The sequence below is a fragment of the Microbacterium sp. P26 genome (assembly GCF_023712585.1).
In the GTDB taxonomy this organism is placed as follows: domain Bacteria; phylum Actinomycetota; class Actinomycetes; order Actinomycetales; family Microbacteriaceae; genus Microbacterium; species Microbacterium algihabitans_A.
In genome coordinates this window covers 1-15,494 of sequence record NZ_JAMAXZ010000010.1, presented here as the reverse complement: position 1 = coordinate 15,494, position 15,494 = coordinate 1, and the positions used below count along the sequence as shown (strand labels likewise).

The window sequence follows — 15,494 nt, the reverse complement described above, 5'->3', positions numbered from 1 at the left end:
ACATGGTCGATGCAGACGCGACGGACGCCGCTGACGCGGTCGACGCCGCTGACGCGACCGACGCCGCCGATGGCGACATCGACGCCGACGGAGCCGACACCGCAGACGTGGTCGACGCGGATGCCGCTGACGCCGACGCGCTGGACGTGCTCGACATCGACGTGACCGACGTGCTCGACGCGCTCGACATCGACGCCGACGCCGATGTGCTCGACGCTGATGCCGACGTGCTCGACATCGACGGTGACGCCGACGGTCTGGACCTCGACGTGATCGACGCGGACGCTCTCGACATCGACATCCTCGATGCCGACGCCGACGTGCTCGACATCGACGCCGACGGAGCCGACGTGGCTGACGCTGACGTGGCTGACGCAGACACCGACATGGTGGACGCGGACGTCGTTGACGCGGATGTGGCTGACGCCGATGTGGTTGACGCGGACGTTGCTGACGCCGATGTCGCAGACGCCGACACGGTTGACGCGGACACGGTCGACGCCGATGTGGTTGACGCGGACGTCGCAGACGCGGACGTTGCTGACGCCGACGTCGCAGATGCCGACATGGTCGACGCTGACATGGTGGACGCGGACGTCGCAGACGCGGACGTCGCAGACGCGGACGTCGCAGACGCGGACGTCGCAGACGCGGACGTTGCTGACGCGGACGCGGTTGACGCCGATGTGGCTGACGCGGATGTCGCCGACGCGGACATGGTGGACGCCGACATGGTGGACGCCGACGTCGCTGACGCCGACATGGCCGACGCCGACATGGCCGACGCCGACATGGTCGATGCAGACGCGACGGACGCCGCTGACGCGGTCGACGCCGCTGACGCGACCGACGCCGCCGATGGCGACGCGACGGACGGGGACCCGACAGCGGGAGCCCGGGCCGACGCGGTGAACGGTGTGGTGGTCCGCGGTACGGACGCCCGTCAGAACATCGTCGTCTCGGGCTTCCAGCCCGGTGAGACGGTCTTCGCGACGGTGTTCTCGACGCCGTTCGACCTGACCCCGGTCACGGTCGATGCCTCCGGCATGGCGCGCATGTCGTTCGCCGTCGGACCGGACTTCGAGCTCGGCGCACACCGCGTCGAGATTCGCGGATCGGTCACGGGCGACCTGCCGCAGGACCGCGAGAACACGGCCTTCCTGGTCGTCGATCCCGCGAACGCCGGCCCCAGCGGGGACGGTGGGGGTGACGGCATCCAGGGCGGTCTCCCGCAGACCGGTGCCGAGATGAACGCACCTCTGGCTCTCGGTGGAGCAGCTCTCCTGCTGCTCTTCGGCGCCGGGCTCTGGAGCATCCGCCGCCGCGAGAACCGGAGGACGAACGCCGGTGAGTAAGACGACCACGGTGGAGGGCGCCCCTGACGCGGGGGTTGCGGAGGGGCGTCCCTCCACCGGGCGGTCGACGAGGGTCGCGGCGGTCGCCGCCGCCGCGACCCTCGCCATCGTCGCCGGATACGCCTTCGTCGCCGGGTCGTTCACCGTCCCGACGTCTCCGACTCGCCCGGTCGTCAGTGAAGTGTTCTCGCCCTGGTTCTCACAGCGCTGGAACGTCTTTGCGCCGAACATCATGAAGGTCAATCGCAACCTCCAGATCCAGGTGCAGTGGCGCGACGGCAACGAACTCGTCCACAGCGACTGGGTCGACGTGACCGACATCGAGTTCACGTCGGCCCGTGGCATCCCGATGCCGTCGCGCATCTCGAAGAACTCGTTCAACGCGACCCAGGCGATGTTCACGCGGTACCAGGCGCTGAGCCCGCAGCAGCGGGATCGGGTGCGGGACACCTTCATCCGGGGGCTCGGCGGCGGCGCGTTCGAGCCCGTGGACGCCGGAGACCTGCTCACCCAGCTCGACGGCCTCGACGGCAGTCGGGCCGCCGCGGTGAGCTACCTGCGCTACGACTACATGCTCGTTCGTTTCGCCTCGGCCTTCGGCACCGCGTACTTCGACCGGCCGGTCGAGCGCGTGCGGTGGCGCATCGAGTCGGATCGACCGAACGATTTCCTCCACCGGTTCGATCAGGAGCGGCAGACGGAGTTGTCCTACATCACATTCGGCTGGCGTCAGCCGGCCGCGGCACCGACCGACGAGGTCCAAGCCATCTACGACGAGGTCGTCGAGAGGTACACGGGACGATGAACACAACGGCATCCGTCGCCCGCCCGCAACCGCTGCGCGAGAGGCTTCGACCCTCGGCGCTGTGGCCGCGGTTCGTGGCGTGGCTCATGGACCGGCCGCACGCCACGATCGGCTTCTCGATCCTGCGCATCCTGATGGGGCTGTCGATGCTCATCGTGCTGGTGCCGAGCTACGCCGATCGGCAGTACCTGTGGGGAGCGGGCGCCTGGTGGGTGGAGCCCGAGGCGAGCCGACGGGGATGGTGGGAACCGCTGCGCGTGTTCTTCCCCAAGGACAACGCCGTGGTCTTCGAGATCTGCTTCCACCTCCTCATCGTGCTCGCGGTGGTGTTCGTCGCCGGTTTCAAGACCCGCTGGGTCACCCCCGTGCTGATGGTGTTGTGGGTCGGGCTGTCGACGAACACGACGCTGCTCGGCAACGGGGGCGACACGCTCATGCGCATCGTGTTGGTGTTCGTGGTGTTCGCCGACCTCAGCCGGCATTTCTCGGTCGATGCGTGGCTGCGCCACCGCCGCGGCGCCCGACCCTCGTTCTGGGCGCGGCGGCGGCCGGCGTGGGTGCCGATGTGGCTCGGGGCATGGCTGCACAACACCGTGCTGATCCTCTGCGTCTTCCAGATCCTGCTCGTGTATTTCGTCTCGAGCGTGCTGAAGTTTCAGGGCGAGGAGTGGTTGAACGGAACGGCGATCTACTACGCGTTGAGCATCGAGCAGTTCCACGTGCTCCCCGCGCTCAGCCAGCTGGCGTGGCAGTCCGCGCCCATGGTCGCGCTGGCCACGTGGCTCGCGCTGTGGGTGCAGATGCTGTTCCCGCTGATGATCCTCTGGAAGCCCACGCGGTACGCCGCGGTGTTCCTCATCACCGGGATGCACCTGGGCATCGCGATCCTGCTGGGGCTGTGGCCGTTCTCGCTCATGATGATCGCCCTCGACCTGCTGCTGGTCAGAGACGGGTCGTGGATGCGACTGGGCGGGCGCCTCGCCTCGCTGCGGAGGGGTTCGCTCAGGCCCGCCACGTAGACTCGACCCCATGTGCGGAATCATCGGTTACGTGGGTCCTCGGCAGAGCCAGGACATCCTCATCGCGGGGCTGTCGCGACTGGAATACCGGGGCTACGACTCCGCGGGTATCGCCGTGATCGACGGTGACGGTCGGCTCGACATGCGCAAGCGCGCGGGCAAGCTCGCGGTGCTGCGCGACGACCTGGCGTCGTCGCCCATGCCCGACGGCACGACCGGAATCGGCCACACGCGGTGGGCGACGCACGGCGGGCCGACCGACGCCAACGCGCACCCGCACCTGGCCGACGACGACAAGCTCGCCGTCATCCACAACGGCATCATCGAGAACTTCGCCGAACTCAAGAGCGAGCTGGTCGGAGAGGGCTTCGCCTTCCGCAGCGAGACCGACACCGAGGTCGCCGCGGTCATGATCGGCCGCGAGTACGCCCGCACGGGTGACCTCGTCGCGGCGTTCCGCGCCGTCGTGTCGCGCCTCGAGGGCGCGTACACGCTGCTCGCGATGCACAAGGACCACCCCGGCCTCGTCGTCGGCGCGCGCCGCAACTCTCCGCTGGTGATCGGACTCGGTGAGGGCGAGAACTTCCTCGGCTCCGACGTGGCCGCCTTCGTCGAGCACACGCGCAACGCGCTGGCCATCGGTCAGGACGAGATCGTCGCGATCACGCCGGAGGGCGTCGAGGTCACCGACTTCTCGGGCGCGCCCGTCGAGGTCGAGCCGTTCGAGGTCACCTGGGACGCCTCCGCCGCCGAGAAGGGCGGCTGGTCGTCGTTCATGGCCAAGGAGGTCTCGGAGGAGCCCGAGGCCGTCGCCAACACGCTGCGCGGCCGGATCCACGAGGGTCGCGTCGAGATCCCCGAGCTCGACGGCATGGACGAGTTCCTCGCCGACATCGACCGCATCCTCGTCATCGCGTGCGGCACCGCCGCCTACGCCGGCATGGTCGGCAAGTACGCGCTCGAGACGTGGACGCGTGTTCCCGTCGACGTCGAGCTGGCGCACGAGTTCCGCTACCGCGATCCCGTGCTGACCGCGCGCACCCTCGTCGTCTCGATCAGCCAGTCGGGCGAGACGATGGACACCCTGATGGCCGTGAAGTACGCCCGTTCGCGCGGCGCGAAGACGCTGTCGATCTGCAACACCCAGGGCGCCACGATCCCGCGCGAGTCGGATGCCATCGTGTACACCCACGCCGGTCCCGAGGTAGCCGTGGCCTCCACCAAGGCCTTCGTGGCGCAGATCACCGCCCTGTACCTGCTGGCGCTGCACGTGGGCCGTGTGCGCGGCGCCATCGATCCGGTCGTGGCCGTCGAAGCCGTGACCGAGCTCGAAGCCGTCCCCGGCAAGATCGCCCGCGTGCTCGAGACCGAGCAGGAGCGCATCCAGCAGCTCGCGCACTGGATGGCCGACACCCGTTCGGTGCTGTTCCTGGGCCGCAACGTCGGGTACCCGATCGCGCTCGAGGGCGCGCTCAAGCTCAAGGAGCTGGCGTACATCCACGCCGAGGGCTTCGCCGCCGGCGAGCTCAAGCACGGCCCGATCGCGCTGATCGAGCCCGGCCAGCCCGTGTTCGTCGTGGTCCCGAGCCCGCGCGGGTCGGGAGAGATGCACAAGAAGGTCGTCTCGAACATCGAGGAGATCCGCGCCCGCGGTGCCCGCGTGATCGCGATCGCCGAGGAGGGCGACGTGGCCGTGCTGCCCGCCGCCGACGAGGTGCTGCGCATCCCGCTCGCGGCCCCCCTCTTCGAGCCGCTGCTGGCCGTGGTGCCGCTGCACATCTTCGCGATGGGCCTCGCCGAGGCGAAGGGCCTCGACGTCGACCAGCCGCGCAACCTGGCGAAGTCGGTGACGGTCGAGTAAGACTCGTCGTCTTCGGGGCCGGATGCCGTGGCATCCGGCCCCTTCGTCGTCTCGGGTGCCCGTCGGCACCGGCAGAATGGAACGGATGCCGTGAGGGGAGGGCCCATGATCGTCGGAATCGGCGTCGACCTGGTCGACGTTCCGCGGTTCGAGGAGCACCTCGCTCGCACCCCGCGCCTGCTGCCGCGTCTGTTCGCCCCCGCGGAGCGCGTGCTCAAGCCGCGGTCGCTGGCCGCCCGGTACGCCGCGAAAGAAGCGCTCATCAAGGCCCTCGGTGGGTCGGACGGCGTGCACTGGACCGACATCGAGGTCACGTCGGAGCCGTCGGGTCGCCCCGTCTTCGCGCTCAGCGGAGAGACCGCGGCCACCATCACCGCACGCGGCATCACCGCGGTGCACCTGTCGATGTCGCACGATGCCGGGCTCGCCACGGCCTACGTGGTCGCCGAGGCGGCATCCGGATTCGAACCCACCCGAGAGGACACCGCGTGAGCATGGCATCCGGGGTGCTGCGCGAAGCGCTCATCGACGTCGACGCGATCACCGAGAACGTCCGGCACCTGCGTCGGCTGACCGGCTCCGAGATCATCGCCGTGGTCAAAGCCGACGGCTACGGCCACGGTGCGCTCCGCGCGGCGCAGGCGGCGTTGCGGGGAGGGGCGACCCGCATCGGCGTCTCCGACATCGACGAGGCTCTGGCGCTGCGTCGCGCCGGCATCCGCGCGCCGCTCTTCGCGTGGCTGCACGCGCCCGGGGCGTCGTTCGTCGAGGCCGTGCGTCACGAGGTCGAGCTCGGCATCTCCGACCTCGACCAGCTGCTGAGGGCGGCGGAGGCCGCCCAGGGCGAGCGTCCCGCCGCCGTCCACCTCAAGATCGAGACCGGGCTCTCGCGCAACGGCATCGCACCGGCGGACTGGCGGCAGGTGTTCTCGGAGGCCGCGCGGCTGGAGCGGATCGGTCGCCTGCGGGTGGTGGGGCTGTTCTCCCACCTGTCGAACACGAGCATCGACGACGATCGGGCGGCGCTGGCCAAGTTCGAGGAGGGCGTCGTGCTCGCCGCGGGCGTCGGACTGAACCCTCCGCTGCGCCACATCGCCGCGACGAACGCGGCGATCGCCCTTCCCGAGGCGCGGCTGGGCTGCGTGCGCATCGGCATCGGTATCTACGGCGTCTCGCCGTTCGACGACCGGACGCCCGCCGATCTGGGGCTGCGCCCCGCGATGACCTTGCGCGGCGCCGTCGCGGCCGTGCGCCGCGTGCCCGCCGGAACCGGGGTCTCGTACGGCTACGACTACCGCACGACGACCGACACCACCCTCGCGCTCGTGCCCCTCGGGTACGCCGACGGGGTGCCGCGGCAGGCCTCGGGTCGGGGCCCCGTGACGATCGGCGGCCGTCGGTTCACCGTGGCGGGTCGCATCGCGATGGACCAGTTCGTCGTCGACGTCGGCGATCACCCGGTGGCCGTGGGCGACGAGGTCGTGCTCTTCGGGGACCCGACCCTGGGCGTGCCCTCGGCTCGCGAGTGGGCGGAGGCCGCCGCCACCATCGACTACGAGATCGTCACGCGGGTGGGGGCGCGCGTACCGCGACGGGAGGGCGGGGCATGAGCATTCCGGACGATCTGCTGGGCGAGCGCGTCATCGACGCCCCCGGCGACATGGAGGAACTCGGCCGCGCGATCGGTCGCGCCCTCGAGCCCGGCGACGTCGTGGTGCTCACCGGCCCGCTCGGGGCGGGGAAGACGACCCTGACGCGGGGGATCGGCGAGGGCCTCGGCATCCGGGGTCCCGTCCAGAGCCCGACGTTCGTGATCGCGCGCACGCACCCCTCGCTGGTCGGGGGGACTCCGCTGGTGCACGTCGACGCGTACCGGCTCGGGGCCGCCGTCGAACTCGACGACCTCGACATCGACGTGGCCGGATCCGCCGTCATCGTCGAATGGGGGCGCGGGGTCGCCGAATACCTGGCCGACCGATGGTGGGAGATCGAGATCTCTCGTCAGGTCGGCGGTCGCGGCGTCGACAATGCCTGTGGTGAGATCGCGGTGCACACCGTGGAGCTCGACGCCGACGCCCCGCGGGCGGTCACGATCTCGCGTCGTCCCTGAAACGTCGCGCCTGCCGTGCAGGCCGCGGTCGACCCACGGGGGCTCGATGCGCCGCCCACACCTCGCGGAGGGCGCGGAGGGTCTCGACCGGCTGCTCGACGTGCGCGAAGTGGCCGCTGTCGGCGAGCACGCGGTCGTCGTAGTCGCGCATGAGACGCGCCCAATCGTGCGCGTCGCGGGGGGAGACGAAGACGTCGTGCTCGCCCCGGACCGAGCGCACGGGGCAGGAGATGCGTCTCCAGACGCCGTCGTCGTGCGTGCGCGATGCCTGCATCGCGGCGAGGAACGCCGTCGGGCGGATCTCCGTGGCGAGGGCGTCGGTCACCGCCCGATCGACCCCGTCCGGATGCCGGAACAGGGGCCCCGCCAGACGGTGCAGCACACCCGTGCGGCGCAGGACCCGCAGTAGCGGAGCAGACAGCGGCCCGAGCGCGCGCAGGATGCGCATGGCCAGCACCATCCCGGCGAGCCACGGCAATCGCGCCGCCTTCGCGATCGGGCGCCGGCCGACGATACGTGCTCCGGCGCCGCTGGGCGAGATCACACCGACCGCGACGGTGTCGCTCGGAAAGCGCGCGGCGACGTCGAGGGCGATCACACCGCCGAGGGAGTGGCCGACGACGCGCCAGCGCGGGTAGCCGAGCGCCCGGGCGACGGCGGCGACCGCGACCGCGAGGTCGGCGGGGTCGGGGACCGGGCCCGGCGTCTCGCCCCAGCCGGGGAGGTCGATCGCCACGATGTCGGACAGCGGCAGGCGCAGGGCGTCGGATGCCGCGATGAGTGGCACCCACGTGCGCCATGATCCCGCGGCCCCGTGCAGGAGGACCGTGGCGACGGGACTCCCCGACGCCCGACCCGCGCGCACGACGATCGGCCCCACCCCCGTGGGCACGACGACGCGGCGCAGGCCGAGGTCGGTGGCATCCATGCCCCTTCTTCGGAGCGGAGGCGGTCCCGGATGCCGTGCCGGAGGCGCCGACTACCCTGGAACCGTGATCATCGGCATCGACACCTCGCTCGGCACCGCTGTCGCGGCCATCGCTCGCGACGGCGAGATCCTCGCCGACGAGCAGAGCACCAACCCCCTCGGGCACGCCGAGGTAATCGGCGACCTGCTGCGACGCGCCACCACCGCAGCCCCCGCTCCGACGCATGTCGCGATCGGCATGGGACCGGGGCCCTTCACCGGGCTGCGCGTGGGCATCGCCACCGCTCGGGTCTACGCGCTCGGTCGCGGCGTGCCGCTGGTCGCCGTGCCGAGCCACGACGGCGTCGCGCTCGGCGTGCTGCTCGCCGACGCCTTGACCGGTACCGAGACGGGCCGCTTCGCCGTCGTGACCGACGCCCGCCGCAGAGAGTTCGCCTACAGCGTCTACGACGGGCTCGACGACGACGGACTGCCCGTACGCGTGACCGAGGCGGCCCTGAGCCCCCGCGATGACCTCGACGCGCGCCTCGAGGAGCACGGCGCACGCCGCTACGACGCCACGAGCGTTTCGGCCGCGATGATCGCGCTCGCCGCGGCGCGCGCTCTCGTCGCCGACCGCACGCTCGCCGGCCCCGAGCCGTTGTACCTGCGCAGCCCCGACGTCGTCGCCGCCCACGCGCCGAAGCGGGTCAGCTGATGTCGACGCGGATGGCGACCGCCGCCGACCTCGACGCGATCATGGCGCTCGAGCACGCGTCGTTCCCGACCGACGCCTGGAGCCCGGCCATGATGCGCGAAGAGCTGGCCTCGCCGCACGGCTGGTACGTCGTCGTCGAAGAGGCCGGGAGTCTCGTCGGCTACGCGGGCCTGCGCGCGGTGCGCGGGGCTCGGGATGCCGATATCCAGACCATCACGATCTCCGAGTCCGCGCGGGGCCGGGGGCGGGGTCGCGCCCTGCTGACCGCTCTGCTCGACGAAGCCGCGCGCCGTGAGGTGCACGACGTGTTCCTCGAGGTGCGCGCCGACAACCCGGTCGCGCAGAAGCTCTACCTCTCCGAGGGCTTCGTCGAGGTCGGACGACGACCGCGGTACTACCAGCCCGACGACGTCGACGCGATCGTGATGCAGCTCGACCTGCGGGGCTGGAGCGCGCGGCGTGCGCAGGACCCGGCATCCGGGATCTCCGAGACCCCCACCACCACCACCAGCGGAAAGGGATGGTGCTGATGGACGCGCCCCTCGTGCTCGGCATCGAGACCAGCTGCGACGAGACCGGCATCGGGATCGTGCGCGGTCGACGGCTGCTCAGCAACACCATCGCGTCGAGCATGGACGAGCACGCGCGCTACGGCGGCGTCGTGCCCGAGGTCGCCGCGCGCGCCCACCTCGAGGCGCTGCAGCCCTCGATCGACGCGGCGCTCGCCGAGGCCGGCGTGACGCTGGCCGATCTCGACGCCGTGGCCGTGACCAGCGGCCCCGGTCTCGCCGGTGCGCTGATGGTCGGCGTCGGAGCGGCGAAGGGCCTCGCGGTCGCGCTCGACAAGCCGCTGTACGCGGTCAACCACCTGGTCGGTCACATCGCCGCCGACATCCTCGACGCCGACGCGGGTGAGCTCGAATACCCCACCGTCGCGCTGCTGGTCAGCGGGGGTCACACCTCGCTGCTGCTCGTCCGCGATCTCACCAGCGACGTCGAACTGCTCGGCGAGACGATGGACGACGCGGCGGGCGAGGCCTTCGACAAGGTCGCGCGCCTGCTGAAGCTTCCCTACCCCGGCGGGCCCGAGATCGATCGCGCGGCCGCCGACGGCGATCCCACGGCGATCCGCTTCCCCCGGGGCCTCTCGCGGGCCTCCGACATGGCCGCGCACCGCTACGACTTCTCGTTCTCGGGGCTCAAGACCGCCGTCGCCCGGTGGGTCGAGCAGCACGAGGCCGAAGGTCACCCGGTGCCCGTGGCCGACGTGGCCGCGTCGTTCCGCGAGGCCGTGGTCGACGTGCTCGTCACGAAAGCTCTCGACGCGTGCGCGCGCTTCGAGGTGCCGCGTCTGCTGCTGGGCGGGGGAGTGATCGCCAACAAGCGCCTGCGCGACGTCGCCCTGGAGCGGGCGGCGGCCGCGGGCGTCGCCGTGCGCATTCCGCCGCTGCGGCTGTGCACCGACAACGGTGCGATGATCGCGGCGCTCGCCGCCGAGCTCATCTCGTCGGGTCGGCGCCCCTCGACCCTCGCGTTCGGAGCCGATTCGACGCTGCCGGTGACCGAGATCCAGGTGGACGAAGATCCGGATGCCGTGGCTCCGGTGCTCGCCGCGGGCAGTGCCCCGTGAGCGAGCCCACTCCGCCCACTCGCCGGGCCCGCAAGGATGCGCCGCCCGTGCCTTCTCTCGACCCGTCGGACGCCGCCCGTCTCGCCGCGCAGGCGTCGAGGGCGGCTGCCTCCCCGGCCGACGACGACCCCGAGCGACTGCCGACCGCGCAACTCGAGATGGCCGCCTTCGGCGACCACGTGATCCCCTATGTGCCGCCCGCGCCGCCGGCCCCGCCGTCACTCGCGCCCTGGGCGCTCGCGGCGGCGATCCTCGCGCTCGTGGCCTCGTTCTTCACCGGCTGGCTGCTGCCGCTGGGTGCCGTCGCGGTGATCCTGTCGACCGTCTCCCTGCGTCGGCCACACGACAGCACCCGGGTCGGGGTCTGGTCGCTGTGCCTCTCGCTGCTGTCGATCGTGTTCAGTGCCGGATGGCTGATCTGGGGTTTCTCGCAGCTCGCCGCGGTCTGACGCGTCGGAGCGCGTCCCTCGTCACACGCGGTCTGCCAGCAGGGCGAGGCGCTTCGAACCCACGCGGGTGAGGATCAGCGTCGCCGACTCGTCGCCGCGCAGCGACAGCTTCTTGCGCAGCACCGCCGGGTCGGCGTCGACGCCGCGCTTCTTGATCTCGAGGGTGCCGATGCCGCGCGCGCGGAGCGCCTGCGCGAGCTTCTTGGGGTCGGCCGGCAGCTGCTCCCGCACGCGGAACGACGACACGAACGGACTCGTCAGCGCCGCATCGGAGGTGAGATAGGCGATGCCGGGCGCCAGCATCCCGGCATCCAGCGCTCGGGCGACCTCGCCGATGAGGCGCGCGCGGATGACGGCGCCGTCGGGTTCGTGCACGAAGGCACCGAGCTCGCGCCCCTCGACGTCGGGACTGTCGGCGGGCGCCGTGAGCTCCCACGCGTCGTTCCCGCGCACGACGAGGGCGGCGCGCCGCACGCCCTCTCGGGCGAGGGAGCCCGACCAGAGCACGAGCTCGATGGTCGAGCCGTCAGCGCTGATCCACTGCGCCTCGAGGTCGTCGGGGATCTGGGCGCGGTCGAAGCCCGGCCCGAGCTTGACCCCGCCCGGCTTCGTCTTCAGCAGCTCGAACACCCACTCGAGAGAGGGCGACCACTCGGCCGCCGACACCTGGCGCGTCTCGGAATGACCCGCCGTGCGTCGCGCAGGGTCGAGCCACACGGCATCCGTCCCGTTGAGGTCGACGTCTTCGGCGCGCGCGTGCGTGACAGAGGCCGCATCGCCGAACGGCGCGAGGTTGTACGCCGCGATGGCCGCGGTGACCTCGTCGGCGTCGACGGCGTGTACACGGATGCCGATGCCCGCCATCCCGAGGGCGTCGCCGCCGATCCCGCAGCCGAGGTCGGCCACACTGTTCACCTCTGCGGCGCGGAATCGGCCGGCATGGCGGGCCGCGATCGACAGGCGCGTCGCCTGCTCGAGTCCTGCGCGGGTGAAGAGCATGCGCTCGGCGAACGGACCGAACTTCGTCGCCCCCTTGACCCGCAGGCGGGCCTGCCCCACGACCGCCGAGACGAGGTCGGGGGAGTGGCCCGCGGCGCGCAGCCGCGACACGGCTCGCGCGGCGTCGTCGGTCGAGGCGATGGGTCCGGTCTCGTCGAGGAGCCGCAGGCCCTCGGGTGTGAGGAGGGCGGTCAGCTCGGTCGTGTCCACCGATTCAGCCTAGGTGGGGAGCTGTGCTGGCACTCGCGTTGCGTGAGTGCCAGTGCTTCTCTAGACTCGAATTAGCACTCTCCCCGCGTGAGTGCTGACAAGTCTTCTGTATCGAGAAAGAGGTAGACCGTGTCGGTTTCCATCAAGCCGCTCGAGGACCGCATCGTCATCAAGCAGGTCGAGGCTGAGCAGACCACCGCGAGTGGTCTCGTCATCCCCGACACCGCCAAGGAGAAGCCGCAGGAGGGCGAAGTCGTCGCCGTCGGCCCCGGCCGCATCGACGACAACGGCAACCGTGTCCCCCTCGACGTCGCCGTCGGCGACCGCGTGCTCTACAGCAAGTACGGCGGCACCGAGGTCAAGTTCGGCGCCGAGGAGTACCTCGTGCTCTCGGCTCGCGACGTGCTGGCGGTCGTCGTCCGCTGACCGAGTGAGATCCTCCGAAGACCCCGGATGCCACGGCATCCGGGGTCTTCGTCGTCTCCGGGATCGGTCGGGGCCTCTGGCAGGAAAGAGAGCGTCGGCGTCGCTCGGCCTCTCCTCGCGCCGCGTAGGCTGAGTCGGTGACCCCCGCCGCCCCCGCACCCACCGGCGGGAGCAACCGCGGAGTGCTCTACGCCTTCTCCGCCTATCTGCTGTGGGGCGTCTTGCCCATCTACTTCCTGCAGCTCGCCCCCACCGGCCCGTTCGAGGTCGTCGCGTGGCGGATCATCCTGGCGTTCGTGTTCTGCCTCCTGCTGCTCACGGTGCTGCGCACCTGGAAGTCGTTCCTCGCGATCGTGCGGCAGCCTCGTCTGATGGGGCTCACGGCGCTGGCCGGCGTGCTCATCTACGTCAACTGGCAGACGTATCTGTTCGGGGCGTTGACCGGGCACGTGATCGAGACGAGCCTCGGCTACTTCATCAACCCGATCGTCACCGTGCTGCTGGGGGTCATCGTGCTGCGTGAGCGGCTGCGCGTGACCCCGTGGATCGCGATCGGCCTGGCCGTCGTCGCCGTCGCGGTGATCGTCATCGGCTACGGCGCCTTCCCCTGGATCGCCCTGACGCTGGCGTTCTCGTTCGGCTTCTACGGTCTCGTGAAGAAGCAGATCGGACCCGCGGTCGATGCCGTCAGCGGGCTGACCCTCGAGTCGATGTGGCTCTTGCCGGTCGCCGTGATCCAACTGTTCTTCGTGGCGAACCTCACGGGCATCACCCTCGGCACCTCGGGCGTGCTGCACACCGTGCTGCTGCTGCTCGCCGGCGCCGTCACCGCCGTGCCCCTGCTGCTGTTCGCCTCGGGCGCGCGACGCGTGCCGCTGACGGTGATCGGACTGCTGCAGTTCGTGGCGCCCATCATCCAGTTCGCGATCGGCGTGTGGGTCCTGGGTGAGCCGATGACCATCGAGCGGTGGATCGGCTTCGCTCTCGTGTGGATCGCCCTGGCGATGCTCAGCGTCGACTCCGTCATCGCCTCGCGGCGCAACCGCCGTGTGGTCGCCGACGTCGTCGAACCCGTCTGAGCGCCCCGCGTCCCCCGTTCGGTCTACAGACGCCGGCGGCGGAGCTCTGCCAGAGTGTGAGCACCCCGCGGGATGGCGCTTCTCGAATCGGCTCCTTCTTCGTAATCGGTCCCGCCGGGTAGGTGCGATGAGGGGTCCCGTCAACGCGCGATCCCAACCGTTATGCGGCCGTGACCGCTTCGACCCACATCGTTAACGAACGGCAACACGCGGAAAATGCGCGGCCGGTTAGGTTTGGGGACACCAGGCGGCCCAAAGGGTCGCCGAACGTTCATTCACAGCAAGGAGCCCTATGAACGTCTTCACGCGTACGCGCACCGCGAAGGTCCTCGGCGGTATCGCCCTGGTCGGCGCCAGCGCGCTCGTCCTCGCCGGATGCTCTGGTGGCGGCGGCAGCGACGCCGCAGCGCCCAGCGCATCGTCCGGCGGCGGGGCAACCTCGACCGCCGACGGCACGTTCCACGTCGGCACGATCCTGCCCGCCACGGGTAACCTCGCCTTCCTGGGCCCGCCCGAGGTCGCGGGTGTCAAGCTCGCCATCAAGGACATCGAGGCCACCGGCGGCGACTTCCCCTTCACGACCGAGCTGACCGAGCGCGACTCGGGTGACACCACCACCGACATCGCCACGCAGTCGGCCACAGAGCTCGTCGACGCGGGCGCCGACGTCGTCATCGGTGCCGCCTCGTCGGGTGTGTCGTTCACCTTCATCGACCAGCTGGTCAACGCGGGTGTCGTGCAGATCTCGCCGGCCAACACCTCGCCCGACTTCACGACCTACGCCGACGACGGGTACTACTGGCGCACCGCGCCCTCCGACGTGCTGCAGGGCCGCGTCCTCGGAAACCTGATGACCGGAGACGGTGCCGCCAACATCGGCATCATCTACATCAACGACCCGTACGGCATCGGCCTCAAGGACAACGCGACCAAGGCCGTCGAGGCCGCCGGTGGCGAGGTCTCGGTCGCCGTTCCCTACAACCCGGGTGACACCGTGTTCACCTCGCAGGTCGACCAGCTGCTCGCGGCCAAGCCCGACGCCGTCGCGGTCATCGCCTTCGAGGAGACCTCGTCGATCATCCCGCAGCTCGTCAGCACGCAGGGCTACCCGGCGTCGAAGGTCTACTTCGTCGACGGCAACCTGTCGAACTCGTACGAGTTCCCCGCCGGCACGCTGCAGGGTGCCAAGGGCACGCTGCCCGGCAACCCGGCCGACACCTCCTTCCAGGACCGTCTGAAGGAAGTCGACCCCGCGCTGACCGACTACAGCTACGCGCCGGAGTCGTACGACGCGGTCATCGTCGCGGCCCTCGCTGCGGCGCAGGCCAAGGACGACTCGGGTACCGCGATCCGCGACAACATGCAGTCGGTCTCCGAGGACGGCGAGAAGTGCACGACCTTCGCCGACTGCCTCAAGCTGATCAACGCCGGCACCGACATCGACTACGACGGTGTCTCGGGCCCGATCACCTTCGACGGCAACGGTGACCCGACCGAGGCGTACATCGGCATCTACCAGTACGGTGCCGACAACAAGTACACCCTGCTGAACACGGAGTTCGGTTCGCTCAACGAGTGACCTGAGTTCGTACGAGAGGCCCGGATCCGCGAGGATCCGGGCCTCTTCGCGTTGCCGAGGGTGGCGTTCGCGTTGCCGAGGGTGGCGTTCGGGTTGCGGGCGGTGGCGTTCGGGTTGCGGGCTGGCGGCGCGGTGTTCGCGTTGCCGGGCGGTGTTCCCGGTCGGCTCAGTGAGCCTGGCTGCTTCCGTTGAGCGTCCAAAACACCCGGAGGGGAGCCCCGGTGGTCTCAGGTGGCTAGCGCAACACCGTTGATCAGTTCGGTCAGCATGGCATGTGGGCTGCGGAACTTGAGGGTTTCGCGTGGGCGGATGTTGAGGAGCCGTTGGGTTTCGGCGAGGTCGTCGTC

16 protein-coding genes are annotated in these 15,494 nt (G+C 70.5%); 14 read left to right on the top strand and 2 right to left on the bottom strand.

All coding sequences use genetic code 11. From position 1 onward, the window contains the following. The 7 genes from M3667_RS16500 to tsaE all read left to right on the top strand — a co-directional run. The coding region (locus tag M3667_RS16500; RefSeq protein ID WP_251509613.1) for an LPXTG cell wall anchor domain-containing protein at window positions 1-1,355 on the top strand (1,355 nt) is incomplete at its 5' end. Beyond that, a complete protein-coding gene (locus tag M3667_RS16495; RefSeq protein ID WP_251509612.1) occupies window positions 1,348-2,160 on the top strand; it encodes a DUF5819 family protein in 813 nt (270 codons plus the stop codon). The genes M3667_RS16500 and M3667_RS16495, both read left to right, overlap by 8 nt. Next, window positions 2,157-3,179, top strand: coding sequence for an HTTM domain-containing protein (locus M3667_RS16490; protein WP_251509611.1), 1,023 nt, complete (start codon window positions 2,157-2,159; stop codon window positions 3,177-3,179). Before M3667_RS16495 ends, M3667_RS16490 begins: the two co-directional genes overlap by 4 nt. Window positions 3,180-3,189: 10 nt before the next feature. Continuing rightward, entirely contained in the window at window positions 3,190-5,040 is a 1,851-nt protein-coding gene (gene glmS / locus M3667_RS16485) for a glutamine--fructose-6-phosphate transaminase (isomerizing) (protein ID WP_251509610.1), read from the top strand. 105 nt (window positions 5,041-5,145) lie between these two features. Further along, window positions 5,146-5,532 (top strand): holo-ACP synthase, encoded by a 387-nt coding sequence (locus tag M3667_RS16480; protein WP_251509609.1) that lies wholly within the window; start codon window positions 5,146-5,148, stop codon window positions 5,530-5,532. 2 nt (window positions 5,533-5,534) lie between these two features. Next, window positions 5,535-6,650 carry an alanine racemase gene (gene alr, locus M3667_RS16475; RefSeq protein ID WP_251509614.1) on the top strand — a complete coding sequence of 372 codons (1,116 nt, stop codon included), beginning with the start codon at window positions 5,535-5,537 and terminating at the stop codon, window positions 6,648-6,650. After that, window positions 6,647-7,150, top strand: coding sequence for a tRNA (adenosine(37)-N6)-threonylcarbamoyltransferase complex ATPase subunit type 1 TsaE (gene tsaE, locus M3667_RS16470; protein WP_251509608.1), 504 nt, complete (start codon window positions 6,647-6,649; stop codon window positions 7,148-7,150). The genes alr and tsaE overlap by 4 nt, the downstream gene beginning before the upstream one ends. On the opposite strand, the gene M3667_RS16465 is transcribed toward tsaE, so the two are convergent. Then, complete coding sequence (locus tag M3667_RS16465; protein ID WP_251509607.1) at window positions 7,128-8,078, bottom strand: alpha/beta fold hydrolase; 951 nt, start codon at window positions 8,076-8,078, stop codon at window positions 7,128-7,130. The two genes, tsaE and M3667_RS16465, sit on opposite strands and share 23 nt — an antisense overlap. A 64-nt stretch (window positions 8,079-8,142) precedes the next feature. Here M3667_RS16465 and tsaB point away from each other — a divergent pair, with 64 nt between their 5' ends. From tsaB to M3667_RS16445, 4 genes are read left to right on the top strand one after another with little or no spacing between them, the layout of a single operon-like run. Beyond that, window positions 8,143-8,775, top strand: a complete 633-nt coding sequence (gene tsaB, locus M3667_RS16460; RefSeq protein ID WP_251509606.1) for a tRNA (adenosine(37)-N6)-threonylcarbamoyltransferase complex dimerization subunit type 1 TsaB — start codon at window positions 8,143-8,145, stop codon at window positions 8,773-8,775. Beyond that, window positions 8,775-9,305, top strand: coding sequence for a ribosomal protein S18-alanine N-acetyltransferase (gene rimI / locus M3667_RS16455; RefSeq protein ID WP_251509605.1), 531 nt, complete (start codon window positions 8,775-8,777; stop codon window positions 9,303-9,305). Before tsaB ends, rimI begins: the two co-directional genes overlap by 1 nt. Then, entirely contained in the window at window positions 9,305-10,405 is a 1,101-nt protein-coding gene (gene tsaD, locus M3667_RS16450; protein ID WP_251509604.1) for a tRNA (adenosine(37)-N6)-threonylcarbamoyltransferase complex transferase subunit TsaD, read from the top strand. Before rimI ends, tsaD begins: the two co-directional genes overlap by 1 nt. Before the next feature lie 47 nt (window positions 10,406-10,452). Next, the gene (locus M3667_RS16445; RefSeq protein WP_251509603.1) at window positions 10,453-10,854 is read left to right on the top strand and encodes a hypothetical protein; all 402 of its coding nucleotides are present in this window, start codon (window positions 10,453-10,455) and stop codon (window positions 10,852-10,854) included. A 21-nt stretch (window positions 10,855-10,875) separates the two neighbouring features. Here M3667_RS16445 and M3667_RS16440 read toward each other — a convergent pair whose 3' ends face one another. Continuing rightward, the gene (locus tag M3667_RS16440) at window positions 10,876-12,063 is read right to left on the bottom strand and encodes a class I SAM-dependent methyltransferase (RefSeq protein ID WP_251509602.1); all 1,188 of its coding nucleotides are present in this window, start codon (window positions 12,061-12,063) and stop codon (window positions 10,876-10,878) included. A gap of 129 nt (window positions 12,064-12,192) precedes the next feature. On the opposite strand from M3667_RS16440, the gene groES reads away from it, so the two are divergent. From groES to M3667_RS16425, 3 genes are all read left to right on the top strand, one after another. Further along, on the top strand, window positions 12,193-12,489 hold the full coding sequence (gene groES, locus M3667_RS16435) for a co-chaperone GroES (protein WP_013583903.1): 297 nt from the start codon (window positions 12,193-12,195) through the stop codon (window positions 12,487-12,489). Between the two features lie 137 nt (window positions 12,490-12,626). Further along, complete coding sequence (gene rarD / locus M3667_RS16430) at window positions 12,627-13,568, top strand: EamA family transporter RarD (protein ID WP_251509601.1); 942 nt, start codon at window positions 12,627-12,629, stop codon at window positions 13,566-13,568. Window positions 13,569-13,860: 292 nt separating this feature from the next. Then, complete coding sequence (locus tag M3667_RS16425) at window positions 13,861-15,147, top strand: ABC transporter substrate-binding protein (protein WP_251509600.1); 1,287 nt, start codon at window positions 13,861-13,863, stop codon at window positions 15,145-15,147. Window positions 15,148-15,494: the final 347 nt, after the last annotated feature.